The sequence below is a fragment of the Lacticaseibacillus absianus genome (genome assembly GCF_013407595.1).
GTDB lineage: Bacteria > Bacillota > Bacilli > Lactobacillales > Lactobacillaceae > Lacticaseibacillus > Lacticaseibacillus absianus.
Window position 1 is genome coordinate 87,711 of the sequence record NZ_JABEKX010000002.1, and the last position, 22,750, is coordinate 110,460.

At 60.8% G+C, this 22,750-nt stretch carries 26 protein-coding genes and 1 pseudogene; 18 read left to right on the top strand and 9 right to left on the bottom strand.

What is annotated here, in order from left to right; translation table 11 throughout:
• Positions 1-31: 31 nt before the first annotated feature.
• From HII33_RS05375 to HII33_RS05385, 3 genes are read right to left on the bottom strand one after another with little or no spacing between them, the layout of a single operon-like run.
• Complete coding sequence (locus tag HII33_RS05375) at positions 32-181, bottom strand: hypothetical protein (RefSeq protein ID WP_179394787.1); 150 nt, start codon at positions 179-181, stop codon at positions 32-34.
• Positions 178-774, bottom strand: coding sequence for a DUF1700 domain-containing protein (locus HII33_RS05380; RefSeq protein WP_179394788.1), 597 nt, complete (start codon positions 772-774; stop codon positions 178-180). Before HII33_RS05380 ends, HII33_RS05375 begins: the two co-directional genes overlap by 4 nt.
• Complete coding sequence (locus tag HII33_RS05385) at positions 771-1,112, bottom strand: PadR family transcriptional regulator (protein ID WP_179394789.1); 342 nt, start codon at positions 1,110-1,112, stop codon at positions 771-773. Before HII33_RS05385 ends, HII33_RS05380 begins: the two co-directional genes overlap by 4 nt.
• 190 nt (positions 1,113-1,302) lie before the next feature.
• Between HII33_RS05385 and HII33_RS05390 the strand changes: the two genes are divergently transcribed.
• A complete protein-coding gene (locus tag HII33_RS05390) occupies positions 1,303-1,728 on the top strand; it encodes a hypothetical protein (protein ID WP_179394790.1) in 426 nt (141 codons plus the stop codon).
• A 253-nt stretch (positions 1,729-1,981) separates the two neighbouring features.
• Here the strand turns inward: HII33_RS05390 and HII33_RS05395 are convergent, their stop codons facing one another.
• A complete protein-coding gene (locus tag HII33_RS05395; protein WP_179394791.1) occupies positions 1,982-2,407 on the bottom strand; it encodes a hypothetical protein in 426 nt (141 codons plus the stop codon).
• Between the two features lie 23 nt (positions 2,408-2,430).
• Positions 2,431-2,658, bottom strand: coding sequence for a helix-turn-helix transcriptional regulator (locus tag HII33_RS05400; RefSeq protein ID WP_179394792.1), 228 nt, complete (start codon positions 2,656-2,658; stop codon positions 2,431-2,433).
• Between the two features lie 525 nt (positions 2,659-3,183).
• On the opposite strand from HII33_RS05400, the gene HII33_RS05405 reads away from it, so the two are divergent.
• From HII33_RS05405 to HII33_RS05425, 5 genes are read left to right on the top strand one after another with little or no spacing between them, the layout of a single operon-like run.
• Positions 3,184-4,266 (top strand): ABC transporter ATP-binding protein, encoded by a 1,083-nt coding sequence (locus tag HII33_RS05405; RefSeq protein ID WP_179394793.1) that lies wholly within the window; start codon positions 3,184-3,186, stop codon positions 4,264-4,266.
• On the top strand, positions 4,256-5,182 hold the full coding sequence (locus HII33_RS05410; RefSeq protein WP_179394794.1) for a carbohydrate ABC transporter permease: 927 nt from the start codon (positions 4,256-4,258) through the stop codon (positions 5,180-5,182). Before HII33_RS05405 ends, HII33_RS05410 begins: the two co-directional genes overlap by 11 nt.
• A complete protein-coding gene (locus HII33_RS05415; protein WP_179394795.1) occupies positions 5,179-5,988 on the top strand; it encodes a carbohydrate ABC transporter permease in 810 nt (269 codons plus the stop codon). Before HII33_RS05410 ends, HII33_RS05415 begins: the two co-directional genes overlap by 4 nt.
• Entirely contained in the window at positions 5,985-7,355 is a 1,371-nt protein-coding gene (locus tag HII33_RS05420; RefSeq protein ID WP_179394796.1) for an ABC transporter substrate-binding protein, read from the top strand. Before HII33_RS05415 ends, HII33_RS05420 begins: the two co-directional genes overlap by 4 nt.
• Before the next feature lie 10 nt (positions 7,356-7,365).
• Positions 7,366-8,043 (top strand): glycerophosphodiester phosphodiesterase, encoded by a 678-nt coding sequence (locus tag HII33_RS05425; RefSeq protein ID WP_179394797.1) that lies wholly within the window; start codon positions 7,366-7,368, stop codon positions 8,041-8,043.
• Between the two features lie 100 nt (positions 8,044-8,143).
• On the opposite strand, the gene asnA is transcribed toward HII33_RS05425, so the two are convergent.
• Positions 8,144-9,151, bottom strand: a complete 1,008-nt coding sequence (gene asnA / locus HII33_RS05430) for an aspartate--ammonia ligase (protein ID WP_179394798.1) — start codon at positions 9,149-9,151, stop codon at positions 8,144-8,146.
• 432 nt (positions 9,152-9,583) lie between these two features.
• Here asnA and HII33_RS05435 point away from each other — a divergent pair, with 432 nt between their 5' ends.
• The 4 genes from HII33_RS05435 (at position 9,584) to HII33_RS05450 (ending at position 12,214) form a co-directional block, all read left to right on the top strand.
• A complete protein-coding gene (locus tag HII33_RS05435) occupies positions 9,584-10,222 on the top strand; it encodes a YoaK family protein (protein WP_179394799.1) in 639 nt (212 codons plus the stop codon).
• A gap of 38 nt (positions 10,223-10,260) precedes the next feature.
• Entirely contained in the window at positions 10,261-11,064 is an 804-nt protein-coding gene (gene msrA / locus HII33_RS05440) for a peptide-methionine (S)-S-oxide reductase MsrA (protein ID WP_179394800.1), read from the top strand.
• A 51-nt stretch (positions 11,065-11,115) separates the two neighbouring features.
• Complete coding sequence (locus HII33_RS05445) at positions 11,116-11,562, top strand: hypothetical protein (protein WP_179394801.1); 447 nt, start codon at positions 11,116-11,118, stop codon at positions 11,560-11,562.
• 73 nt (positions 11,563-11,635) lie between these two features.
• Positions 11,636-12,214 carry a DUF4230 domain-containing protein gene (locus HII33_RS05450; protein ID WP_246287380.1) on the top strand — a complete coding sequence of 193 codons (579 nt, stop codon included), beginning with the start codon at positions 11,636-11,638 and terminating at the stop codon, positions 12,212-12,214.
• A gap of 35 nt (positions 12,215-12,249) precedes the next feature.
• Here HII33_RS05450 and HII33_RS05455 read toward each other — a convergent pair whose 3' ends face one another.
• The gene (locus tag HII33_RS05455; protein ID WP_179394803.1) at positions 12,250-12,600 is read right to left on the bottom strand and encodes a hypothetical protein; all 351 of its coding nucleotides are present in this window, start codon (positions 12,598-12,600) and stop codon (positions 12,250-12,252) included.
• 135 nt (positions 12,601-12,735) lie between these two features.
• On the opposite strand from HII33_RS05455, the gene HII33_RS05460 reads away from it, so the two are divergent.
• The 3 genes from HII33_RS05460 to HII33_RS05470 are packed head-to-tail and all read left to right on the top strand — an operon-like array spanning position 12,736 to position 14,516.
• A complete protein-coding gene (locus HII33_RS05460) occupies positions 12,736-13,179 on the top strand; it encodes a GNAT family N-acetyltransferase (protein WP_179394804.1) in 444 nt (147 codons plus the stop codon).
• 52 nt (positions 13,180-13,231) lie between these two features.
• Positions 13,232-14,008, top strand: a complete 777-nt coding sequence (locus tag HII33_RS05465; RefSeq protein ID WP_179394805.1) for a tyrosine-protein phosphatase — start codon at positions 13,232-13,234, stop codon at positions 14,006-14,008.
• A gap of 16 nt (positions 14,009-14,024) precedes the next feature.
• Positions 14,025-14,516, top strand: coding sequence for a GNAT family N-acetyltransferase (locus tag HII33_RS05470; protein ID WP_179394806.1), 492 nt, complete (start codon positions 14,025-14,027; stop codon positions 14,514-14,516).
• Positions 14,517-14,594: 78 nt separating this feature from the next.
• Here the strand turns inward: HII33_RS05470 and HII33_RS05475 are convergent, their stop codons facing one another.
• Positions 14,595-15,812, bottom strand: a complete 1,218-nt coding sequence (locus tag HII33_RS05475) for an MFS transporter (protein ID WP_179394807.1) — start codon at positions 15,810-15,812, stop codon at positions 14,595-14,597.
• A 67-nt stretch (positions 15,813-15,879) separates the two neighbouring features.
• Positions 15,880-16,478 (bottom strand): annotated as a pseudogene (locus tag HII33_RS05480) (YczE/YyaS/YitT family protein).
• An 83-nt stretch (positions 16,479-16,561) separates the two neighbouring features.
• Between HII33_RS05480 and HII33_RS05485 the strand changes: the two are divergent.
• The 5 genes from HII33_RS05485 to HII33_RS05505 all read left to right on the top strand — a co-directional run bounded on the left by HII33_RS05485 (position 16,562) and on the right by HII33_RS05505 (position 22,618).
• Positions 16,562-17,221, top strand: coding sequence for a cyclic nucleotide-binding domain-containing protein (locus tag HII33_RS05485; protein WP_179394808.1), 660 nt, complete (start codon positions 16,562-16,564; stop codon positions 17,219-17,221).
• A 138-nt stretch (positions 17,222-17,359) separates the two neighbouring features.
• A complete protein-coding gene (locus tag HII33_RS05490; RefSeq protein ID WP_179394809.1) occupies positions 17,360-18,100 on the top strand; it encodes an ABC transporter ATP-binding protein in 741 nt (246 codons plus the stop codon).
• A complete protein-coding gene (locus tag HII33_RS05495) occupies positions 18,078-19,232 on the top strand; it encodes an ABC transporter permease (RefSeq protein WP_179394810.1) in 1,155 nt (384 codons plus the stop codon). The genes HII33_RS05490 and HII33_RS05495 overlap by 23 nt, the downstream gene beginning before the upstream one ends.
• 16 nt (positions 19,233-19,248) lie before the next feature.
• Complete coding sequence (locus HII33_RS05500) at positions 19,249-19,896, top strand: TetR/AcrR family transcriptional regulator (protein WP_179394811.1); 648 nt, start codon at positions 19,249-19,251, stop codon at positions 19,894-19,896.
• 154 nt (positions 19,897-20,050) lie between these two features.
• Positions 20,051-22,618, top strand: a complete 2,568-nt coding sequence (locus HII33_RS05505; protein WP_246287333.1) for a sigma 54-interacting transcriptional regulator — start codon at positions 20,051-20,053, stop codon at positions 22,616-22,618.
• Positions 22,619-22,750 lie beyond the last annotated feature (132 nt).

The window sequence follows — 22,750 nt, forward strand, 5'->3', positions numbered from 1 at the left end:
GCGGTCAAGTTAGGTGGCTTTTTGGGTGGCATCAGTTGAAGTGGACCACGCTGTACCAGTGCCGCGCCAAGTCGCTCAGCTTGTCGCCGTCGAAGCCAACCAGGGCTAATCCGACCAAGGCGATCAGCGTGCCAATGGCGATCAGGGTCCCTGCGGTGGTGAACCAAGTCCGAGGTTTCATGCGATCACCGCCTTTGAGCGACCGAGCTGGGCGAGTCCCCACTGGAACAGGGCGCGGTGACCGCGCCAGCAGATCCGGGTGATCTGGACTGTGAGCCAGACGACGATCATCCCGAGACCTAACAGGATGAAGCCGGCGCCCAGCTCGACCAGAGCCAGCGCCCAGGCGCCGGAGACCGCCAGCGGACTGGCAATCACGCTGATCGCTCCACCGAGCAGGAAGCCGAAGCTGACGCCGGCGCCAGTCAGCGGCACACACCACAGGATCAGGTCGGCGCTGAGCAGGATGCAGGCGGCGGCCAGCAGGAGGCTGCCCCACAGCGGCGCACCGAGGATCAAGAGCGTCCAGCGCCACCGGCGGCGCGTTAAGGTCGAAGTGGGCGAAGGGGCGGGGAGCGGGCGCGTTCCGGCGGCCGCGTAGACGAGGTCGTTCGGATCGCCGACCTGTGCGACCGCGTCGGCTTCACTGCGCCCGTCTTCCATCAAGTCTAGGATCATCTCGTCATAGTAATCGACTAGCCGGGCGGCTTCTTCCGCAGGCACATTGCCCGCCAAGCCGCTGCGGAGCCGCAGCAGAAAATCTTGTCGTGTCATCGATTCGGTCCCTCCAATTCGGGCAGCTGCGCGGCTGCCGCTTCGATCTGGTGATAGACGGTCTCCACGTCTTGCCAGTCGCTGACGAACGCGCGCATGCTGGCACGGCCGGCGGTGGTCAGACGGTAGTACTTGCGGGCGCGACCGTTGTGCGTCTGCTGATAGGTGCTGACGCGGCCGTCGGTCTCCATGCGACGCAGGATCGGATACAGTGTGGACAGTGTCAGCTCGAGCACTGGTGGGCAGTCCTTGATGATCCGGTAACCGTAGGAGTCGCCACGGGCCAGTGCGGCGAGTACGCTGTATTCGATCAACCCTTTTTTCATCTGGCTGTCCATGCGCGCCCCCCTTTTCTCCAATACTATACATGACACACTATTGGCTGGCATGGGCCTTGAGACCGATTCGACAAAATCCGGCGCAGGGCTGATGGCGCGCGGGGCAGGTTAGGCTAAGCTAAGCTGGAGAAACCGGTAGGACACTGCTGGTCAAGCCTCGTGACCGAGGCGGATCACAAGGAGGGTAAATATGAAAGTCACACATTGCTTACTCGTTCTCAGCGTGCTGGGCGGCATCGGGGCCGGGCTGAGTGGGTGTGGCGTCGGGCAGACGCCAGCATCTACAGGGTCAAGCACGGCGGCGGTCAAGACCCCTAAGGACTACATGGCGGGGCTAGATGCGCGCAGCTTGGCGGCGAACGACCAGGCCGCAGTCGCGGTCCGCGCACTCCCTGCCGCGGTCGCGGCGACTAGCGGCGTGACCTTCAAGAGCGCAAGCGACGTGCAATTGACGCTCCTTCAGTTCTCCACGCAAGCCAAGGCAGATCAGGCGAAGGCGTACTACGTTGCCCAAGGGGCGCAGACCTACACGGACCGCAAGCTCCTGCTGGTCGCCGACCGTCAGCTGGCTAAGGGCTGGTTCGAGAAGTATCGTAGCGCGATCTTCAAGCAGTGAGCGCCTGGTCGCCAGGCGCCAATGCACACCCAAGTGGTTGACAGATCAACCGGTTTCACCCCCAAACGCCAAGGCACCCCACTGTCAGACCTGAACTCGGGGTGACAGTGGGGTGTGCGACTGCGGCTTGCATTGCCCGTTCGGCGCCGTGAGTGGCGGATCGGGTTAGACGGGGACCTTGCGTCTTGTCCCGTTCTGGCATCATCAGGCGGCCACCGCGAGCAGGTGATCAGGTCTCGGTGCGCGTGTTGGGTCACAGCCGGTGATCGAAGACGGTGAGCAGGATGGCCCAAAGGAGCGTGCCACCGAGTAGGACCCCGCCAAGGGTGTAGACAATGATCAAGGTCACCTGATCAGCGGGGGCCATAAAGGCGAGCGCCAGTGCGATCATGGCGATCAGCCCGGCGCTGAGCGTAAGGGTCCAGCGACTGGCAGTGGTCCGCACGAGTTGGTAACGCTCGTCGTGGGCCTCGATGTGGTCTTGGTGCGCGCGGGTTGCGGACAACGCGATGCGTAGCCGGTAGAGGCCCGCGACCGTGCAAGCCAATGTCGCACCACCGGCAGTCACTGCGGTCAGCACACTGTGTGGCCACTGAATGACGGCGTTGACGCCGCTCAGGACGGCTAGTAACAGCAACGCGAGTCCGGCGGCAAAGTTATTCTGCGAATAGATCTTCATGAAAAAGCCTCCCGTCTGAGCGTTCACTCCGACCAGTCTTGGTCGGCGCGGCGCAGGTTCTCATCTAAGCAGCACAGGTGCTCGACGCTGACCCCAAAGACGCGGGCTAGGCGGTAGGCCAGCATCAGACTTGGACTATACTGTTCTTTTTCGATCGAAATGATCGTGCGGGGGGAGACCCGGACCTGGTCGGCGAGTTGTGCCTGGGTCAGGCCGGCCGCTTGCCGGTAGGACTTGATGCGTGTGTGCATCCGAGCGCCTCCTAGCCAAAATATGAAGTTAGCTTCATGTGAAGCCAACTTCATCTTACGCCGAGCGCCTGGTGACGTCAAGTGATGGGGGCCTAGCCGTGCTGTCACCGGGCGGGTTAGATTGAAGCTGGTGTGAAAGGCCGTGACGCGATGCGCGCACAACGCGCATGTCGGTCGGCGGTGTGACCTCACCTCTGGTAGAACGACGATTCCAGAATGTGACGGACCATCACGCAACGCCTGTGCTTCCGTCCGGCGATACCGATGGCCGCAGTTCGGCATTCTAACGCCTGTGCCTGTCACGTACTGCGTTCGAACGAGTCGCACAAGTCGTATAAGTATGGCCCCGTGAAAACCCTAAGTCCTGGGTTTTCACGGGGTCAGCTTTTATACCCTGAGCTAACCCCGCGTTATGGCACCGTCACTTTGGCTGCCCGATACACAACCGATACCGGATCAATACGTCCGCAGGGCCGGATCTTTACAACGATCACGTAGAGTGAATGGCATGAGGAGGAATGATTAATGGTAATTGCGATCGAACACTTGACCAAGAAGTTCCAGCAGACCACCGTGCTCGACGATGTGTCTGTCGAGATCCAGCCAGGTGAGTTCTTCGTGCTGGTCGGCCCGTCTGGCTCCGGCAAAAGCACCCTGTTGCGGATGATCGCTGGGCTAACGACGGTGACCGCCGGCCAGATCCGCACTGAAGCAGGCGACCTAACGCGCTTGCCCCCGAAGGACCGACACCTCGCGATGGTGTTTCAGAACTACGCGCTCCTGCCATTTCTCACTGTGGCAGAGAACGTGCGCTTCGGCCTCGAGAATCTTGGCTTGAGTGAGGCGGAGAAGACCGTGCGGGTGCGGGAGGCGCTCGCGTTGGTCCACCTGGAGAACTTGGCCGACCGCCGGCCCAAGGCGCTGTCCGGGGGCCAGCAGCAGCGCGTCGCCTTGGCGCGCGCGCTGGCGACCAAGGCGGACACGATCTTAATGGACGAACCGCTGTCGAACTTGGATGCCCAACTGCGCGCGGAGATGCGCACGGAGATCATGCGGTTACACCGCGAGATCGGCATGACGCTGATCTATGTGACGCACGATCAAGTCGAGGCGATGACGATGGGCGATCGGATCATGGTCGTTGAAGGTCACCGGGTGCAGCAGGTCGGCACCCCGCTGGATCTGTATAATCACCCTGCCAACACCTTTGTAGCCGGGTTCATCGGGACACCGCAGATGAATTGGTTCGAGCTGACGGTCATGCCCGATCAGCGGCATTATCGGCTCGCCGGGGCTGACACGGTGCGGCCGTTACCGATGCCGCTTGCGGCAGGCCAATACCGCCTCGGGGTGCGGCCGGAACACTTGGTGACGGGTCGCACCCGCGGGCCGCACGCCTTGGCAGTGACGGTGGATGCGGTGCAGCAGCTTGGGGATCAGACGCTGGTGTTTGCAGGCGATCGGGTCAGTGCGACTAGCGGCCAGCTTGACGTGTTTGTGGGGGAGTCGCGTTACTTCACGCTACCGGAGGCGCCGGACCACTGGCACCTGTTCTCAGTGGCGACTGGCGCACGGATCGGAATGGAGGCGGCGACGGTTGGAGCTTAATGAAACGCATGCGGTGCGCCGCACACGGCGGTCACTGCTCGCTTGGGTGCGTGGGGATGAGCGCGTGGCGTTCGGGTTGCTCGCCCCATCGCTATTCATCCTGGCGCTGTTCACGTTTTATCCGATGCTTGCGACACTGGTCAACAGCTTTTTTGTCACCAACATCGCTGGCGTGACCACGCGCTTCGTCGGGTTGGCGAACTACCAGGCCGTCTTCGGCGATCCGGTGTTCATCCAGAGTCTGACCAGCACACTGGTGTACGTGCTGGCCGTGAGCAGTTTGACCGTCTTGCTGGCCCTGACGCTGGCCCGCCTAGCGACGATGAAACTGCGGCATATCGGTTGGGTGCGGACCGCCTTTGCGAGCACGATGGGGATGTCAGCGGCCGCGGCCTCGATCCTCTGGCTGTTCCTGTTCAACCCGTCGGTCGGGCAGCTCCCACAGCTAATGCAAGCCCTGGGGTGGGCCAACGCGAATCCGCTGGCCGATGGTCAAGGCGCGATGGTCGTCGTCGTGCTGGTCTCGGTCTGGCTCCACCTCGGCTTCGCCTTCTTGATCCTGCTGAGCGCGCTTCAAAGCGTGCCGCAGGATTACTACGAGGTCGCAGAGATCGCAGGGGTGTCGAGCCTCAAGCAGACGCTCAGGATCACGGTGCCGATGGTTTCACCGACGCTATTTTTCCTGTTCGTGGTCGAGGTGATCGCCAGCTTCAAGTCCTTTGCGGAGATCGACTTGATGACTGGCGGCGGGCCGAACAACGTGACGAACCTGCTGGCGTACAAAGTCTACCTAGATGCGTTCGGCTTGCAGAAATTTGGGCCGGCGTCGGCCGAGGCGATCGTCCTGACCGGGCTGATCGCATTGGCGACTTGGGTGCAGTTTCGCTTCACAGAACGGAAGGTGTTTTACGGATGATCAAACGGACGATCCAATACAGCGGCCTGACCCTGGTCGCCTTGCTCTTGTTGGCCCCACTATTGGTCGGGCTGTGGGCGAGCCTGCTGCCGACCACCGACATCGCGATGGGCGCGCTGAACTTCCACCATCTGTCGCTGGCGAACTACGCGGCGGCGATCCAGACAACGCCGATCGTGCGGTACGTCTTGTCTTCCTTCGTGATCAGTAGCCTGATCACGATTGGTCAGCTTGTCTTGTGCAGCATGGCTGCCTATGCGTTCGCCTTTATCGCCTTTCGCTTCAAGCAGGCGGTGTTTTTCACTTTTTTGGTGACGATGATGCTGCCCTTCGAAGCGCAGATCATCCCGAACTTCCAGACGATCAAGGCACTGGGGTGGCTGAATCAGTATGCGGGGATGACGATCCCGTTTTTGACCAGTGCGTTCGGGGTCTTCATGCTGCGTCAAGCCTTCTTGCGGGTCCCAAGTGAGCTGATCGAACTCGGTCACTTCCTCGGCCTTAGCCACGGGCAGACGCTCGCCAAACTGGTCCTGCCATACTCACGCAGTATGCTGGTGACGTTTGGGCTCTACACGTTTTTGGCCAACTGGAACCAGTACCTTTGGCCGCTGATCACGACGTTTTCGGATCAGTACCGGCCAGTGCAGGTCGGCCTCAAGCAGCTTCAGGCCGAGGACACCTTCGCTAACTGGGGCGTCGTGATGGCAACGGCGATGCTGGCGCTCGTGCCGACGCTGTTGCTCTTGCTTGGGGGGCAACGCTTCTTCAAGCGCAATCTGAACGCAGGGGGGGTGAAGGGATGAAGTGGCGACTGATCTTAGCCCCGCTGGCGCTAGGCGTCGCGCTGATCGGCAGCATTGGCTACACGAGTGCGACGATCCCGAGCAAAACGCGAGCGGTCGGCACGACCCGCCAGCACATCACGTTTTGGCATTCGATGAACGGGCCCAACGAACTGGTGTTAGACCGGCTGGTGGACCGATTCAACGCCAGCCAGTCGCGCTATCAAGTGGATCCGGTCTACGCCGGGTCGTACGATCTGTCGATCATGAAGTACGCCAACGTGATCGGGAGCCAGGCTGAGCCGGATCTGATCCAAGTCGACCAGGCGCGCAACGCGATGATGGTGGGACTGGATTCGACCACGCCGACGCAGACGTTCGTTGATCGGGATCACTACGACCTCAGCCCGCTCTACGCTGGGGTGCGCCAATCCTACACCGTGGCCGGGAAGCTAGTCGCCATGCCGTTCAACTCGTCTAGCTCGGTGATCTACTATAATAAGGATCTCTTCGCCCGCTACGGGGTGCCTGATCTGCCCAAGTCACCGAGCTATCGCGATATCACTCAGGCCGCAGTCACCTTGACCCAGCGCGCCCACGGGGCGGTCAAGGGCCTGACGATCCAGATCTACGGGTGGCTCCCCGAGGAGCTCGCCGCGAATCAGAACAGCCTGATCGTCGACCACGGCAACGGGCGTCAGGCGATGGCGACTAAGGCGATGCTGAACACGCTGGCGATGCATAAGACCATGACCTGGCTGCAATCGGTGATCCAGCAGGGGGCGTTTCAGAATTACGGGACCGGCGCGGCGGCCGGCACGAATCAGAACGCGGGCTTCTTGGCGCAAAAAGTCGGGATCTTCATGCAAAGCTCCGCGCTTCTCGGCCAGCTCCAGACCGCGGCGAAGTTTCGCTACGGGGTCGCGTTCACCCCGCACCCGGATGGGACACCAGCCAATGGGGTGGCGATCGGTGGGGCGAGTTTGTGGATCGCCAAGCACAAGCCGCGCGCCGTGCAGGCCGGGGCGTGGGCGTTCGAACGCTTCATGATGACACCGGCGGCGCAGGCCGACTGGCAGTTAGGCACAGGCTATTTCGCCGTCAACCGCAACGCCACGCGGATCCCGCGCCTGGCGCAGGCGATCCAGCAGAACCCGGCGCTGAACGTGCCGATCGAGCAGCTCAACGCGGGCCGGGTCAACGCGGCGACAGCCGGGGCGTTTTTCAACAACATCTCGAGTGAACGCACGTACATGGAGACGGCCATGCAGCAGATCTACGCGGGTCAGGCGATCGACAAGGCGCTAGCGACCGCTGAGCGCGCGACGAATGCCGATATCGCGGCAACCAATGCGGCCAACGGCGCCATGCTCGACTATCCACGTTAAGGAGGAACAGATGCTAAAAGCGATCTACGGGCACCGCGGGTACCCCGTGCGGTTTCCCGAAAACAGTCTGGCGGGCTTCGCCTACGCGTGTGCACACGGCGTCGACGGCCTGGAGTTGGACGTGCAGATGACACAAGACGGGCAGCTGGTCGTGATGCACGATGAGACGCTCGCGCGAACCACAGGTGCGCCGGGTGCGATCGGTGCGCTGCCACTGGCGACGGTCCAACAGGCGCACCTAGCGAATCACGAGCCGGTGCCGACGTTGGCGCAGGTGTTACGCCGGGTCGCACCGTATCCAGTTCAGCTCAACCTCGAGCTCAAGACCAACCACGTCCGCTACCCCGGGATCGAGGCCGCCACGCAGGCAGCGGTCGTCGCACATGGCGTTGCTGCGCGGGTCTGCTACTCGTCGTTCAACCCTGACAGCTTAGCGGTGATGCACGCGCTTGCCCCAGAGATGCCGCTGGCGCTTCTGGCGGAGGGATTGCCGGCGACGGCGACGCTGCCGGTGTACTTAGACGCCTTGCACCTTGCGCATGTGCAGCCGGCGCTTGCGCTGCCGCAACGCCTGTGGACCGTGAATGATCCGCAGACCATGCGGGCGGCGTTTGCCGCCCCTCAGGTGACTGGTGTGATCACCGACTGCTTCGAGGCCGCTCAGGCGATGCGCAGTTTGGCGGGATGATCGCGAGGCAACACCAATAACGCGGCAGTGACGCACCGGGGGGGCCCGGGTGTCACTGCCGCGTTATTGATGTCCTGCACGTCGTCGGTTGGGGCAACGCCTACAGGATATGGATGTGGTGTTCCTCACAGGCGTCGATCATGGTCTGCGGCCACACGCTGGCCTGCACCTCGCCGACATGGGCCTTGCCCAGCAGTAGCATGCAGAGGCGTGACTGGCCGATGCCACCGCCGATCGTGTAAGGGAGTGCACCAGCCATGATCTGCTGGTGAAAGGGCAGGGCGAGGCGGTCGGTGGCCCCGACGTCGGCCAGCTGCTTGGCCATCGCGGTCTCATCGACCCGGATCCCCATGCTGGAGATCTCCAGCTTGCAGTCGAGCGGCTCGTACCAGAAGACCAGGTCTCCGTTCAGCGTCCAATCGTCGTAGTCCGGTGCGCGGCCATCGTGGCGCTGGCCGGAGCGTAGTGCGCCGCCGATCTGCATGATGAATACGGCCCCGTACTCCTGGGCGATGCGGTTCTCGCGGGTCATCGGGTCGAGGTCTGGCCAGCGATCCTCGAGGGCCTGCGTGGTGACGAAGTGCAGCTCGTCTGGCAGGTGGTGTACGGCGTTGGGGTACTTATACCAGACTTCGTGTTCCATGTGCTTGATCACCTTGAAGATCTGGCGGACGGTCGCTTGAAGCGTCTCAAGGGTGCGCTGCTCCTGGGTGATCACTTTTTCCCAGTCCCACTGGTCGACGTAGATCGAGTGGAAGTTGTCGAGGTCCTCGTCTTTGCGGATCGCATTCATGTTGGTGTATAACCCTTCGCCGGGCTGGAAGCCGAAGCGGCCGAGGGCGGCGCGCTTCCACTTGGCGAGGCTGTGGACGATCTCCATCGTCTCGCCCGGCATGTCGGCCATCGTGAAGGAGACCGGGGCCTCGGTCCCGTTCAGGTTGTCGTTGAGGCCGGTCGCGCGATCGACCATCATCGGGGCGGAGACGCGTGAGAGGTTCAGCTGCTTGCCGAACTCGTCTTGGAATGTCTCGCGGATGTAGCGGATCGCCTCTTGGGTCTGGCGGACGGTCAACTTTGGATCGTAATCGCTTGGAAAAATCGTGTGCATGGCATTGCCTCCATATCGTTAGTTTTGAGACAAAATAAAAGTCCCTTGTCTCAGACAAGGGACGAAAAGGACTATTTTCGCGGTACCACCCAAGTTGCCTGCACGCAGGCCACCTCATTCAACGCACAATCATGCGCCTCCGGCAGATAACGTCCCGGTCCACGTCGAAGCCTACTAGGTGCACTGCACGCGTTCAGCTCGAGGCCATACAAGTGTTATTCGGGACCGCGGTGCCTTGCTGGGTTTCCACTGACCCCAGCTCACTGTCAGGACGCGGTGCTTACTCGTCTCGTATATCGCCTTAAAATATATTGTTGCGACTATCCTATCATGAAAAATCAGTTTGTCAAATAGGTGGGCGAAAAAAAGTCGAGCGTACCGCTTGCGCACAATCCAATGTTCCGCGATAATACAGGCACAGGAGGTGGGCAGATGAGATTCGAATCGACAGGCTTTGGATTACTGCTGACCGGGGCGGCCGGTGGCTTAGATGCCTACTCATACTTGGCACACGGTGGGGTGTTCGCGGGGTTGCAGACCGGGAACCTGATCCTGTTGGGCGTCCAGGTCGGGCAGGGGCATTGGCCGACGGCGTTGCGCTATGTCGCCGCACTGCTCGCGTTTGCGCTCGGGACCGCGGTGATCCGCTTGCTGCAGCGGCACCGGCACCTGACGCACCGGGCGACGCTACGCCGACGGACGATCCTCGGGTATGCCGTGCTACTGCTCGCCGTGGTCGGGGTGGCCGGCCCGCGGTTGGGCGATCGCTGGGCCGTGGTCGGCTTGGCGCTGGCCGCTGCCGCACTGCTGCAAGAGTTTCGGCAGCTCAACGGGGGCCCGTTCACGCCACTGATGATGACAGGCAACTTGCGCACGCTGACCGCTAGTGCCGTAGACGGGGTGCTTTTCGGCGAGCCAGCCGCCCGGCGGCAAGCGGCGCGCACGGGCGCGCTGATGCTGAGCTTCGGCGTTGGTGCGGCAGTGGTCGCCGTGCTGGTCGCCGCACACGGGCCTTTGGCCCTCGGGGTCCCGGCCGCGCTACTGGGCCTCGCTGCCCTCAGCCGACCGTGACGGCGGCAGATCACACGACAGATTTCAGGAGGCACTGAATGGCACAAGCGCACACCCAATGGGATCACGATCGCGCCTTAGCGCAGGTGATCAACCTATTCCTCGCACCGGGCACCCGTGACTGGGAGCGCGACCAGCTTCGCCGCGCCAAGCAGCAACTCGAGCAAGGCATGCGGCCGAGCGCCGCGCTGGCCACGCTGGAGGCGGCACTGCGGCCGCTGGCTCTGCGCGACAACCTGACGCCGGACGTGGCGGATTTTTATCAAGCGTTGACGGACACCGCACCGGCGCAGTTTGACCTGAGCCCGTTCTACGCCCCGGATGCGCCGGACCAGGCGCGGGCGATCTTCGCCGGCGGCTGTTTCTGGTGTATGGTCGAACCGTTCGATCAGCGGCCGGGGATCCGCTACGTGTTGTCGGGTTACACCGGCGGTCCGGGCGGTGCGCCGACCTATGAGCAGGTCGCCAGCAACGCGACCGGGCACGTTGAGGCCGTCGAGATCCTGTACGACCCGCGCCAGATCACGTATCAGGCGCTGCTCGACCTCTACTGGTCACTGATCGATCCGTTCGATGGCAACGGGCAGTTCCAGGACCGCGGCGCGCGTTATCGGCCGATGATCTTCCCGTTGGACGCCGAACAGGAAGCCGCGGCGCGGGCGAAAGTGGCCGCGGCCCAGGCCCAGACCCAGCGGCCGATCGCCGTGGCAGTGACGCCGGCCGGGCCGTTTTGGCCGGCCGAGAATCGTCACCAAGACTTCTACAAGAAGCAGCCTAAGCGCTACCGCGCCGTGTTGCGGGCGCGCCAGCAGCTGATGGCGATGCAGCGACGCGTAAAATAAACCACTCCTCCAGTAGGCGGTAACGCCAATCTATCTACTGGAGGAATAATTATGGTTTCAAAGTTCAAGCAATATAAATGGTGGTTAGTATGTGTCGGAGTCGTGATCGGTTTGATTGTAGGACGAGTTGCCATGCACCGACTCCAGCCGACGACTCCAGCCTATGAGGCGATGAAGCGCACAGTTTTACTATCCGATCGGGTCGATAAATTGACTGATTCAGAGAAAACTGCTTTTTATACCCTAGCACGCCGAGCCGCCAAAGTCGCGACGCGGGATGAACCTACTGCAGACTGGGCTCGGTTCAAAGATACGCGGCTTTACGTCGAGAAGACGTCGAAGCAGCATGAGTACTTGCTCAACTACACGGTTGAAGCTCAGTCGCCATTCCGTGTCCAGGTCACTTATCAGCTCAAACTGACACTGAGTGAGCCAACGTTGATGGCAGGCAAAGTTCCTTTCAAGCTTCGTGCTTTTAGACTCCTGCAACTCGACTAAATCGGTGCTTGCAATGAGGCTTTTGCTATGGAAGAATGAGTGGAACATTCATGCAGATGGGGGAACATTCGTGATGAAATTTTTGACCAGACTGGGGATTATACTGATCGCTATCGTGGGAATCGGTGCGGGGTTCATGTACTTACGCTCAACAGATACAGAGACTGAAAAAGCGACGGCCAACTACGATGTGAAGGAGGTGGGGCAACTCGATACGACTAGCATTTTTTACGACAAAATCGTCAAGGCTAAGGAAGCCAAGAAAGTCCTAAACCTGAAAGTCGGCGAAGAGGCGGTCTTATACATCTTTCACTTCAAGGCTCAGATTTACTACGACCTGAGTCAGGCACATAGCGAGTATGATGATTCGACGAAGACGCTGAAGGTCACGATGCCGCATCCGGAGGTAAAGCTCCTCTTGAAGGACTCACATTACAGTGCTGATTACGATTACTACAAGGTCAAGGATTCTGTTCTGATCGAGGATAAGAACACGAATGGACTGAAGTTGCAAAAAGAGGCTGCTGACGATGTGAAAACGGATATTTTAGCTAAAGACGATATCGTCAACACAGCTGAACAAAGCGCAAAGAAGATCCTTTCCAAGATGTTCAGTGCAGACAAGGTCAGGGTCATTTGTGAATTTGCTTGATTTCAAAACGGACGCCATGTGGGCGTCCGTTTTGGTCAATCTAGCGCCGCGATCGTGTCGAGCAGGTCGTCGAGGTGGGTGACTTGTTGCTGGTAGTCACTGAAGTCTGCGCCGTGTTGCGCGTAGTACTCCTCTGGTCCACCGGCGATGAACGGCCATTCGTACCGCTGGACCGCGGTGTAGGTCTGAGCGAAGTCAACGAGCACGGCGTGGGTCTCCGGGCCCCGTAACTGCAAGCTCATCTCGATCACGCGAAAGTCGGTGTAGGCGAGTTCGAACTGAACGGCGATAGCGCGGGCGAACGGTGAGTGGTCGCGAATGTGCAAAAAATGGTGGTCGACCGTCCACTTGAGGTTGGCGATCGACTGAGCAACATCTAGCTTCATAAGGCGCCCTCCTTTTTGGTTACCATGAGCATACGCGCGTCTGCCCGGGATTGCACGGCTGACGACTCGGACCTAGGAGTTGCTTGCGGCACCGTGCTGTGCGACAATCACGACAAACTGACACTGGAGGTCAACATGACAACGATCGAGATCAAACCAACCGCAGCGCTGACACCGGCAGAACTGGTCGAACTGTTCGAGGCACGGGTGCGTGTCTTCGTCGTCGAGCAGCACTGCGCGTATCAAGAGGTCGATGAGAAGGACCTGACCGCGTGGCACGTGATCCTGCGCCGCAGCGGCCGGCTGGTCGCGGCCGCGCGGATCGTCCCGCATGACGATGGCGAACACATCAGCTTCGGACGGGTGCTGGTGACCCGCGACGCGCGCGGCCAGCACTTGGCGACTGGACTGATCACCGAGACGTTGCTGGCGATCGCGGCACATTTTCCCGGCCAGTCGATCAAGATCCAGGCGCAAGTGTATCTGCGCGACTGGTACGGCAGCTTCGGGTTCGTGCCGGTGTCTGAGCCATACCTGGAAGACGGGATCCCGCACGTGGACATGGTGCTGACGCGCTAGCGGGGATGCGTTACAATAGACGTTACAGTCTTGGAAGAAATCAGGTGCGAACTTGGCTCAACTCTTACAGATCCATCACGGCTTCAACTTCCGCGACCTCGGTGGCTACCAGACCACTGACGGGCGCACCGTCGCTGACCACCGGCTCGTGCGCGCGAGCAAGCTGGACCAGCTGTCTGACCGCGATCAGGCTTACCTGACGGATTACGGCGTGACGCTGGATGTCGACTTCCGGTCGCCTGAGGAGCGCGACACGGCGCCGGACCGGGTGCCGGCAGGGGCCGCGTACCACTTCGACCCGGTGTTCCCGACTGATGAGACGCAGGTGACAACGTGGGCCGAGGAGCAAAAAACCTTCGCCTTCGATGCGCAAGGCGGCTATAAGAACATGCTGCGGACGTATCAGGACATCATCACCAACCCGCAATCGCAGACGGCGTACCGCAAGTTTTTCGACTTAGCTCTGGCCAACCCGACCGGCGCATTGCTGTTTCACTGCTCGGCGGGCAAAGACCGCACCGGGATGGGGGCGGCGTTCGTGCTGGCCGCCTTGGACGTGCCGGAAGCGACGATCCGGGCGGATTACCTGACAACGAACCGCTATGTCGGGCCGGCCGTCGACGACGTGCTGACACAGGCGAAGGCGCAAGGGGCGAACGCGAACATGCAGACCAGCCTGCGCGACCTGTGGATCGCCCGCGAGGAGTACCTCGACGCGGCATTGGCCACGGTTACCGCGCAGTACGGCAATATGCGGCGGTACCTCAGCCAGGCGCTGGACCTGACCGACGGGGAAGTGGCGCAGCTCAAGCGGCTGTACCTGTTGTGATAAGGGGGTGCATGCGATGACGGTGACGCTCAAGCCGGTCAGCTCGATGCAAGACCGCAAGCTGGTCTTGGACTTGTACCAAGGGGCCGCGGATTATTTTGCCTTGACGGGTCAGGGCTACCCGAGTCGGGCGACGGTCGAAGAGGACCGCACGGCGCGACCGGCGCAGTTACCGGCCAATGCGAAACACTACGGGGTGCTAATGACCGGCGCAACGGCCGTCGGTGTGCTGGATTATGTGGTCGGGTACCCGACAGTGGACAGCCTGTACATCGGCTTGCTGCTCCTACCCGTCACGCAGCGCCGGCGGGGTCTCGGCACGCAGGTCGTCGCGCAACTGCACGCCGAGCATCCCGAATGCCGGCGCTTTCGCGTGGCGGTCGCCGATGCCAACGAGGGCGGCATGCAGTTCTGGCTGGCGCAGGGGTTTCGCTTCGTGCGAGCCGGGCAGGCGAGCCTGGGCACCGGTCACACGCTGGCGGTGACGCTACTAGACCGGCAGTGGTGACACACGACGACTGAACTCAAAACGACCCTTTGCCCGCTGGCTTCAGCCGGTGCGCAAAGGGTCGTTTTGGGTCCGCGTTCAGTGGCGTAACTTCGGTTCGGCGAACCAGAGCATCAAGAAGTTGATCAGGAGCATGCAAGCCGTCGAGATGAACACGACGTTGTAGTCGAACAGACCGGCCAGCGTCCCGCCGAGTAGCGCCCCGAGCATGTTACCGAGCGCCTGGAAGGATTGATTCCACGAGAAGATTGCGCTGGTCGCGCTGGCCGGCGCATTTTTGGTCAACAGGGTCTGAATGGTCGGGAACAGCGCGCCATCTGAGACGCCGACCAGCAGCCGCAAGGCCCCCAGCGCCCAGATGCTGGTGACGAACCCCTGCGGAAAGTAGACCAGGACCGCAAACAGGTATCCGGCGATCAGGACCTTACCGGAGCCGTGCCGATCCCCGTAGGTGCCTAGGCGTGGCGCCGCCAAAATGTTCGAGATCCCTGGTAGCGCGGCAATGATGCCGGCGACGAAGGCGATCGCCCCGCTGTTGTGCATCAGCTCCTTGACATACAAGCTGATGATCGGGGCGATCGAGGTGTTGCCCAACTGCACGAAGAGGGTCGAGAACAGGAGCAACACGATCAGCTTGGGGTTATCGAATTGGCTCAAGACCCCGCGCAGCAGACCCTGGCCCGTCGTCTCGCGCCGCGGGACGGGCGTGAAGTGCTCGGTCACCAAGGTGGCGGACAGGAGCCCGGCCAAGAACATCAGTCCGGCGGTGATGAAGAAGGTGACCCGGATCGAGAATACTGAGGCGAGTGCCCCGCCGAGGATCGGTCCCATCAGCATGCCTGACGTCGAGCCGGTGACCAACGTGCCTAGGGCCTTGCCGGCTTCTTTGCGCGGTGTCTGCGCCGCGATCAGGGCCTGGGCGTTGGAGATGAACCCCGAGAACAGGCCCTGTAACGCACGCAAGGCGATCAGCTGCCAGATGTTCGTCGCCAGTCCCATCAGGAACATCGCGGCCCCCATTCCGAAGCTCGCCCGGATCAGCATGATCTTGCGTCCTTTGCGATCGGCCAGAGCCCCCCACATCGGGCTGACGATCGCCGTGACTAAGAAGGTCGCGGCGTAGACCAACCCGGAATAAAACGAGACCTCGGCCTTGGTGAAGTGGCCGAGCTGGCTGACGTATAGCGACATGAACGGCATCAGCTCCGAGAAGGCTACCCCGGCAACGAAAGTACACCCCCACAAGACATACAGGTTGCGGCGCCACGGGTTAGCAAGCGGTTCAGTGCCGGCCATAAGATCACTCCTTCTTCAAGACTCTAACGGTCCATTGTGCCGAAGAATTGTGAAGAAAGTGTGACCATCACCGTCGCCCCAGTGTGATCAGCCCGGAGAGTAGCAGGAAGCTCAAGACGGTGCCTTCGCGGACGGTCAGCGGTAGGTGCAAGGTTATCGCTAGGCCGATGGCGAGCAGGACGCACACGCCGTCGACGGCGTAGCGATAAGTCTGAAAGGCCCAGCGCGTGCGGGCAGCCATCAAGGCGCACCACGTTTCGATCGGGAATTTAAGCAGCTCGTATTTGAGCACTCGACCGGTCCCAAAGCCCCCATGCAGGTCCCGAGCACGAACAGCCCAAGGCGCAGCGCGTAGTGGTGTGGGGTCAGGTGACCGAAGACGACATAGGTGAAAAAGTTGATGCAGCTGCCGAACAGCAGGAGCGCAAGCGTCATCAGGCCGTACTGGGCCCAGTGGGGGTGGCGCTCTAACAGAATGCAGGCGAGCATGAACGCGAGGTTCAGCCCGGTCGTGATCGTCCCGACGCGGATCCCGCTGAGGTCACTCAGCGTGACGTTCAGCGCGGAGAAGCTCGAGACGCCGACTGCGGCGCGGATGGTCAGGCTGATTCCGACGGCAGTGAATAGGTAGAAGCCCAGCGATAAGGCGAGTTTACGATAAGTCATGGTGACCTCCTCAAGGTGATGGTCATAGTGTACCCAAACGGGTAAACTGACGAGTAGGAGAAATCTCACAGGAGGGTTGCCTGATGCAAGAAAAACCTTGGCCGACTACGGCCCCATTGCCGGCGGCGCCACCGTTTCTGACGCCCCAGTTGGCGGCACAGGCTGTTTGGCGACGCTTCGCCGACCGCGAACCGTTGCTGACCCCCGGTGCGCCGGCCAGCGACTTGATGATCGTCGTCAGCGGGCGTGCGCGGATCATGGTGCAGGCGGCGAATGGGAAGGCCGCACTGCTCCAGTTCGTCGCGCCGGGGGACCTGATCGGTGAGTTGACGTTGGTCGGCGCGGAGCAGGCGGCTAAGGCGGTGTTGGCGATCGGACCGGTCACCTGCCTCGCGCTCCCGCGTGCCGTGATCGACCGCGAGCTCGCGGCCGATCACGAATTTTGGCGCCAGCTTGCCCAACATATCGGGGTGAAGCTACTGCGGCGGATGACGCACATGGCGGCCGCGCAGACGCTGGCGCTCAAGTACCGCCTCGCGCACCTGATGCTGACGGTCGCACCGGATGGCGACTACCGCGAAAACAACGTCCAGATCGCCGATTACCTCGGTGTGTCCTACCGGCACTTGATGCAGACGCTCCGCTTGTTCCGGGAAGCTGGCTGGATCACACGCTGTCCCGGGGGCTACCGGCTGGACCGCACGGCCTTAGCTGCCCTAGCGGCAGAAGGCGAGCGGGATTGACCACCGGCCACTTTTGAACCAGTTGGGGGTTGCATTGGCGCGATCAGGTGGTATTATAAGTGAGTGCTCACTTACCTAGGCGTGAGCCTAAATTTTGGCTCAGTAATGAGCGGACACTCACTGAATCGAGGAGATCACATGACAGCGACGATAGAAGTTCAGGGTCTGCAGCAGGGCTACGGTAAGACCGTGGTGCTGCACGACATCGACCTGACCGTGATGCCAGGGGAGATCCTGGCCCTGATCGGCCCCAGCGGCGCCGGTAAGACGACGCTGGTCAGCACGATCATGGGGATGCTGCGGCCCAAAGCCGGCCGCGTTCGGGTGTTGGGCCGAGCCGTACCTGACCGCGCATTGCTTGCCCGGATCGGCTACATGGCGCAGACCGATGCACTTTACACGACCCTTTCGGCGCGGGAGAACCTGATGTTCTTCGGCACGATGATGGGGGTCGACCGCGCGACCTTGGTCCAGCGGCTCCCGCAGGCGACGGCGGTGGTGAACCTGGACCAGGCCTTGGATCAGGCCGTTGGGGATTACTCCGGGGGTATGAAGCGGCGGCTGTCGCTTGCCATCGCGCTGTTAGCCGATCCGCCGCTGTTGATCCTGGACGAGCCGACGGTCGGGATCGACCCGGAGCTGCGCCAGCAGATCTGGGTCGAGCTGCACCGGCTGGCGGATGAAGGTAAAACGATCCTGCTGACGACCCATGTGATGGAAGACGCGGAAGAGGCTAGCCAGCTGATGATGATCCGCGGTGGCGCGGCCATCGCGCAGGGCACGCCGGCGGCCTTGCTCGCGGCGTACCAAGTCGACTCGATCGAACAAGTCTTTTTGAAGGCGGGGAGGGCTCAAGATGCGCACAACAGGCATGATTAAACGCGTGATGACGGAGATGCTACGGGACAAGCGGACGCTAGCGCTGATGTTCGTTGCACCGCTCTTGATCTTGACGCTGATCTATTTTCTCTTCCAATCGAACGGGGACACGACCGCTACGCTGGCCGTGCGTGGCGTAGATACCACGCTGACGGCGGCGCTGAAGTCCGATCACTTGAAGCTGGCGCCGGTGACCGGCCACAGCAGCGCTAAGCACGTGATCCGCACGCACGATTACGCGGGGATGCTGACGCAATCCGGTGACCACCTGACGTTGACGTTGGCGAACAACGACCAAGCTAAGGCGACGGTGATCAAGGTGGGGCTACAGTCGGCGCAGATCAAGCTGAAGGGGCAAGCCGCCGCGACCGGGCTGAAGGCGCAAGCCCAAGCGATCGCCCAGCTACAGGCGGCCTTGGCTGCCGCCAGCAAGGCCGCCGGCATTCCGGTCCCCGCTCAAGCGCCGGCGCGCGCCGCGGGGGCAGTCAGCTACACGACCAAGACGCGCTACCTATACGGTGATAAGGATTCCACGTTCTTTGACACGCTGTTGCCGATCCTGATGAGCTTCGTTGTGTTCTTCTTCGTGTTCTTGATCTCGGGGATCGCCTTGCTACGCGAGCGGACGACCGGCACGCTGTATCGGCTGCTGGCGACGCCGGTGCGGCGCGGGGAGATCATCACCGGCTACCTTGCGGGTTACGGCCTGTTCGCAGTGATCCAGACGTTGCTGGTGGTCTTGTTCACCATCTACGTATTCAAAATTCAGATCCTCGGGAGCGTCGGATGGGTGATCTTGATCAATCTGCTGCTGGCCGCGGCGGCGCTTGCGATGGGGCTGTTCATCTCCACCTTCGCGGGCAGCGAGTTTCAAATGGTCCAGTTCATCCCGGTCGTCGTGATCCCACAGATCTTCTTCTCCGGAATCATCCCGGTCGCCGGGATGCCCGGCTGGCTGCAAGCAATTGCGCATGTGATGCCGCTGTATTACGGCGCGGACGCGATGAGCCAGGTGGTCGAGCAAGGGGCGGGACTGGCGGCGATCGGCCTCGATCTCGGCGTCTTGGTCGGGTTCGTCGCCTTGTTCCTCGCGCTGAACGTGCGGACGATGCGTAAGTACCGGCAAGTCTAAGGGTGGGAGGCCACAGATGAGTGTGAATAATGTTGAGACGTTGCTAGATCAGACGCTGCGTGACAGCGACTTGTCGGCGAAACAAAAAGCCGTGCTGCGCGCCAGCCTCACCCTGTTTGCCCAACAGGGGTACGCGCGCACCAGCACAGCGGATATCGCCCGGGCTGCCGGCGTCTCGGAAGGAACGGTGTACAAGCGGTTCAAGACTAAGGCGGACCTGCTGGCTGCCTTGATGCAGCCGTTCATGGCGCAAGTGGTGCCCAAGGTGGCTGGTGAGTTCGGTGACGCAACGATGACGCAACTGCCGCCGGACTTTGAGACGTTGCTGCACAGGGTCATCGTTGACCGCATGCAGTTCGCGATCGCGAACTACCAGGTCGTCAAGATCTTCGCGGCCGAGGCGTTGCAGCGACCGGAGCTGCTGCAACGCGTGCAAGGGGCGTTTGACCAACTGGTGACGACGCGTATCACGCCAGCGCTTGTGCACTACCAGCAGCGTGGCCAGTTGGTCAACTGGCCGCCCCAGCTGATCGTGCGCTACATCGCCGGCACGCTGATCGGCGACGTGCTACCGTCGCTGCTGGTCAGCCACGCGAGTATCGACGTGGCGGCGCGGGCGGCCGAGGATACGCGATTTTTGATGAAGGGGTTGCGACCGGAATAGGTTCAAGGTGCGGTGGTGTCGATTCTGGCTCACCGCTTTTTTGTTGCGCAATCAGATCTGTTGACGAGCGGGTACTGAGCGTGGCATCATGGCCCCAGGTTTTGGCAGTGGTCTGAACATTCTGTATAATGAATATGCAGAGGAGATGAGTCAGATGAAGGAGGCAATGAAGCGCGTCTACCGTCAGTTGGGTACGACTGCGAATACCGGTGGGGCCACGACACAGGAACTTGCTGATCAACTTGGGTTGTCACGGTCAGTCGTCAGCCAGTACCTGAATCGCTTGGAGGCACAGGACTGGGTGACCAAGCGTGACGGTCGCCCTGTGCGATGGCAACGCGCTGACGCGCAAGCCGATGAGGCAGATCCTTTCACACAGTTCATCGGGGTGCGGGGGAGCGTCCGCCGTGTGATCGAACAGGCCGCTGCTGCAGTAGCCTATCCACCGCATGGCTTGAACGTGCTGGTCACCGGCCATTCAGGGGTGGGCAAAAGCTACCTCGCTGCGACAATCGTCGCGCACGCACGGTATGTCCACGCGATCGTCGCGCACGCACCGTACGCTGTCTTGAATTGTGCCGATTACGCGAACAACCCAGAACTTCTATCGAGTCTACTGTTTGGGTACGTCCGCGGCGCGTTCACTGGCGCGGATCAGGACAAAGCGGGATTGTTGACACAAGCGGACGGTGGGTATCTGTTTTTGGATGAGGTGCACCGCCTGTCCAGTGAGAACCAAGAGAAGCTGTTCTCGTTCATCGATAACGGCTACTACTACCGAATGGGTGACAACGTGACCCGGATCCAAGCAACAGTCCGATTGATCATGGCAACGACCGAAACGCCTGAGCAAGTGTTGCTTGCGACGTTTCGGCGCCGGATCCCAGTTGTCTTACATCTGCCAGATTACGCGCAGCGCCCCGCGGATGAACGGTTAGCGTTGCTGCGGGCATTGTTCACCGCTGAGGCACACAAAATGGCGTGTTCGATCATGGTCACGCCGGCAGTGGTCTCGGCCTTGGCGCAGATCGATCACCCTGGGAACATCGGACACTTGAAAAACCTGATCCAGGTGGGGTGTGCGACGGCTTACGAGCGGCGCCAGGAGGATGGACCGTTGCGTCTGACGCTCGACCACTTTCAGTTCGATCACCTGCCAGACGTGACGGCTTACGGTGAGATGGTGATCGACCCAGCTGCACCAGTAGTCAGTGCCCCGCGTGACCCGTGGGCTGAGCAGCTGGCGCAGATCAGCGACTCGTTAGCGCAGGCAGGGGATGATCCGACACAGGAACAGCTACGACAATGGACTAATCTGTTTCAGGCGTTGCTTGCCCGGCTCCCGCAGCACGAGCCGGAAGACGGCCTACACCTTCAACACGATGACCGGTTCAAGACATTGATCGAGCGGCGCTTTGGGCTCGCCAAGGCCGCTTACCTCGAGCCGCTGATGTTCGCACTGTATCGCCGACGCTTTGAACTTGATCCGGTGCTCACGCGGCACCTAACGCGTCGGTTGCGCCTGAAGTTGCCGCGGGCATTGCACGTGGCCAAGGAGTTCTACCGGGTGATCCAACCCTTGGATCCGGTCAGTCACCAGACCTTAGTGGTCGTCTTAACGTTGCTACTTGCGGATCATATCGATGAGCGGATCCAGTTGCGAGGATTGTTGACGGCGCATGGCGAAAGTACCGCGACGAGTATTCAGGCGGTGGTCAACACGCTTTGTGGCACGTATGTGTTCGATGCGATCGACATGCCGATCACGACTGGTGTCGATTCGATCATCAAAGAGGCGAATCGGCTGATCGACCAATCGGACACGACCAACGGCTTCATCCTAATGGTCGATATGGGGTCGTTGAGCCAACTGTTCACAGCGATCAAGCCCCATCTAGATGGCGACTTACTGGTCGTCAACAATCTGACGACGGTAACGGCATTGGACCTCGCCCTGCGAATGCAACAGCGCTTACCGTTCAAGCAGATCGCAGAAAAGGCAGAGCAGGACTACACCATCGAGGTCCAGTACTATCAAGGGTTCTCACAGGCGACGAACATCTTGGTCTCCTGTATCTCCGGACTGGGGATCGCCGAGAAGATCCGAGAGATCATGCAACCACTGATGCCGAGCGACATCAAGGTGATCCCGCTGGACTATGCGACGCTCAAAGAGAAGTTGGTCGGTGAAGAATGGGCTTATTTTGACCAGACGCTGTTCGTGCTGACCACGATGGATCTGACTCGGCAGGTACCGTTCGCCCACTTGAACATCTATGATCTCCTAGATGCGACCGGGGCCTCGCAACTGTCTGAGTGGCTGAGTGCGTACCTGGATCAGGCGCACCTTAAGGCGCTGAATGCTGAATTACTACGGTTCTTCTCGATCGAGGGGATTTCGGAGCGTCTGAGCTTCCTCAACCCAGACATCGTGATCAAAGAGGTTGAAACGGCGATCATGAAATATGAGCACTATTATCACTTTGTGCTCGATGGCAAGGTCAAGTTGAACCTCTATATGCACATCGCGCTGATGATCGAACGGTTGATGGTGCGCAAGCAGATCGAGACGCCGGTGACGATGAGCGGGCCCGAGGAAGCTGAGTTCATGCAGGTCTCCCACAGCGTTTTTCAGCCGATCGAGATGAAATACAACATTACGGTGTCGGACTATGAGCTATCGTTGATGTACGAGCTGTTCAAGCAGTTCATTGAGGCGTGATCCGAGTGTTGAACAGCGTCAACTGGAAGTGTTCAATTATTGAACACTTCTTTTTTTGCGGCGTTGCGGCGCGGTTTTGAACACTTGGCACGAGTTTTGCTATTAGGGAGGTGAAGGCATTGACCTGAAGTG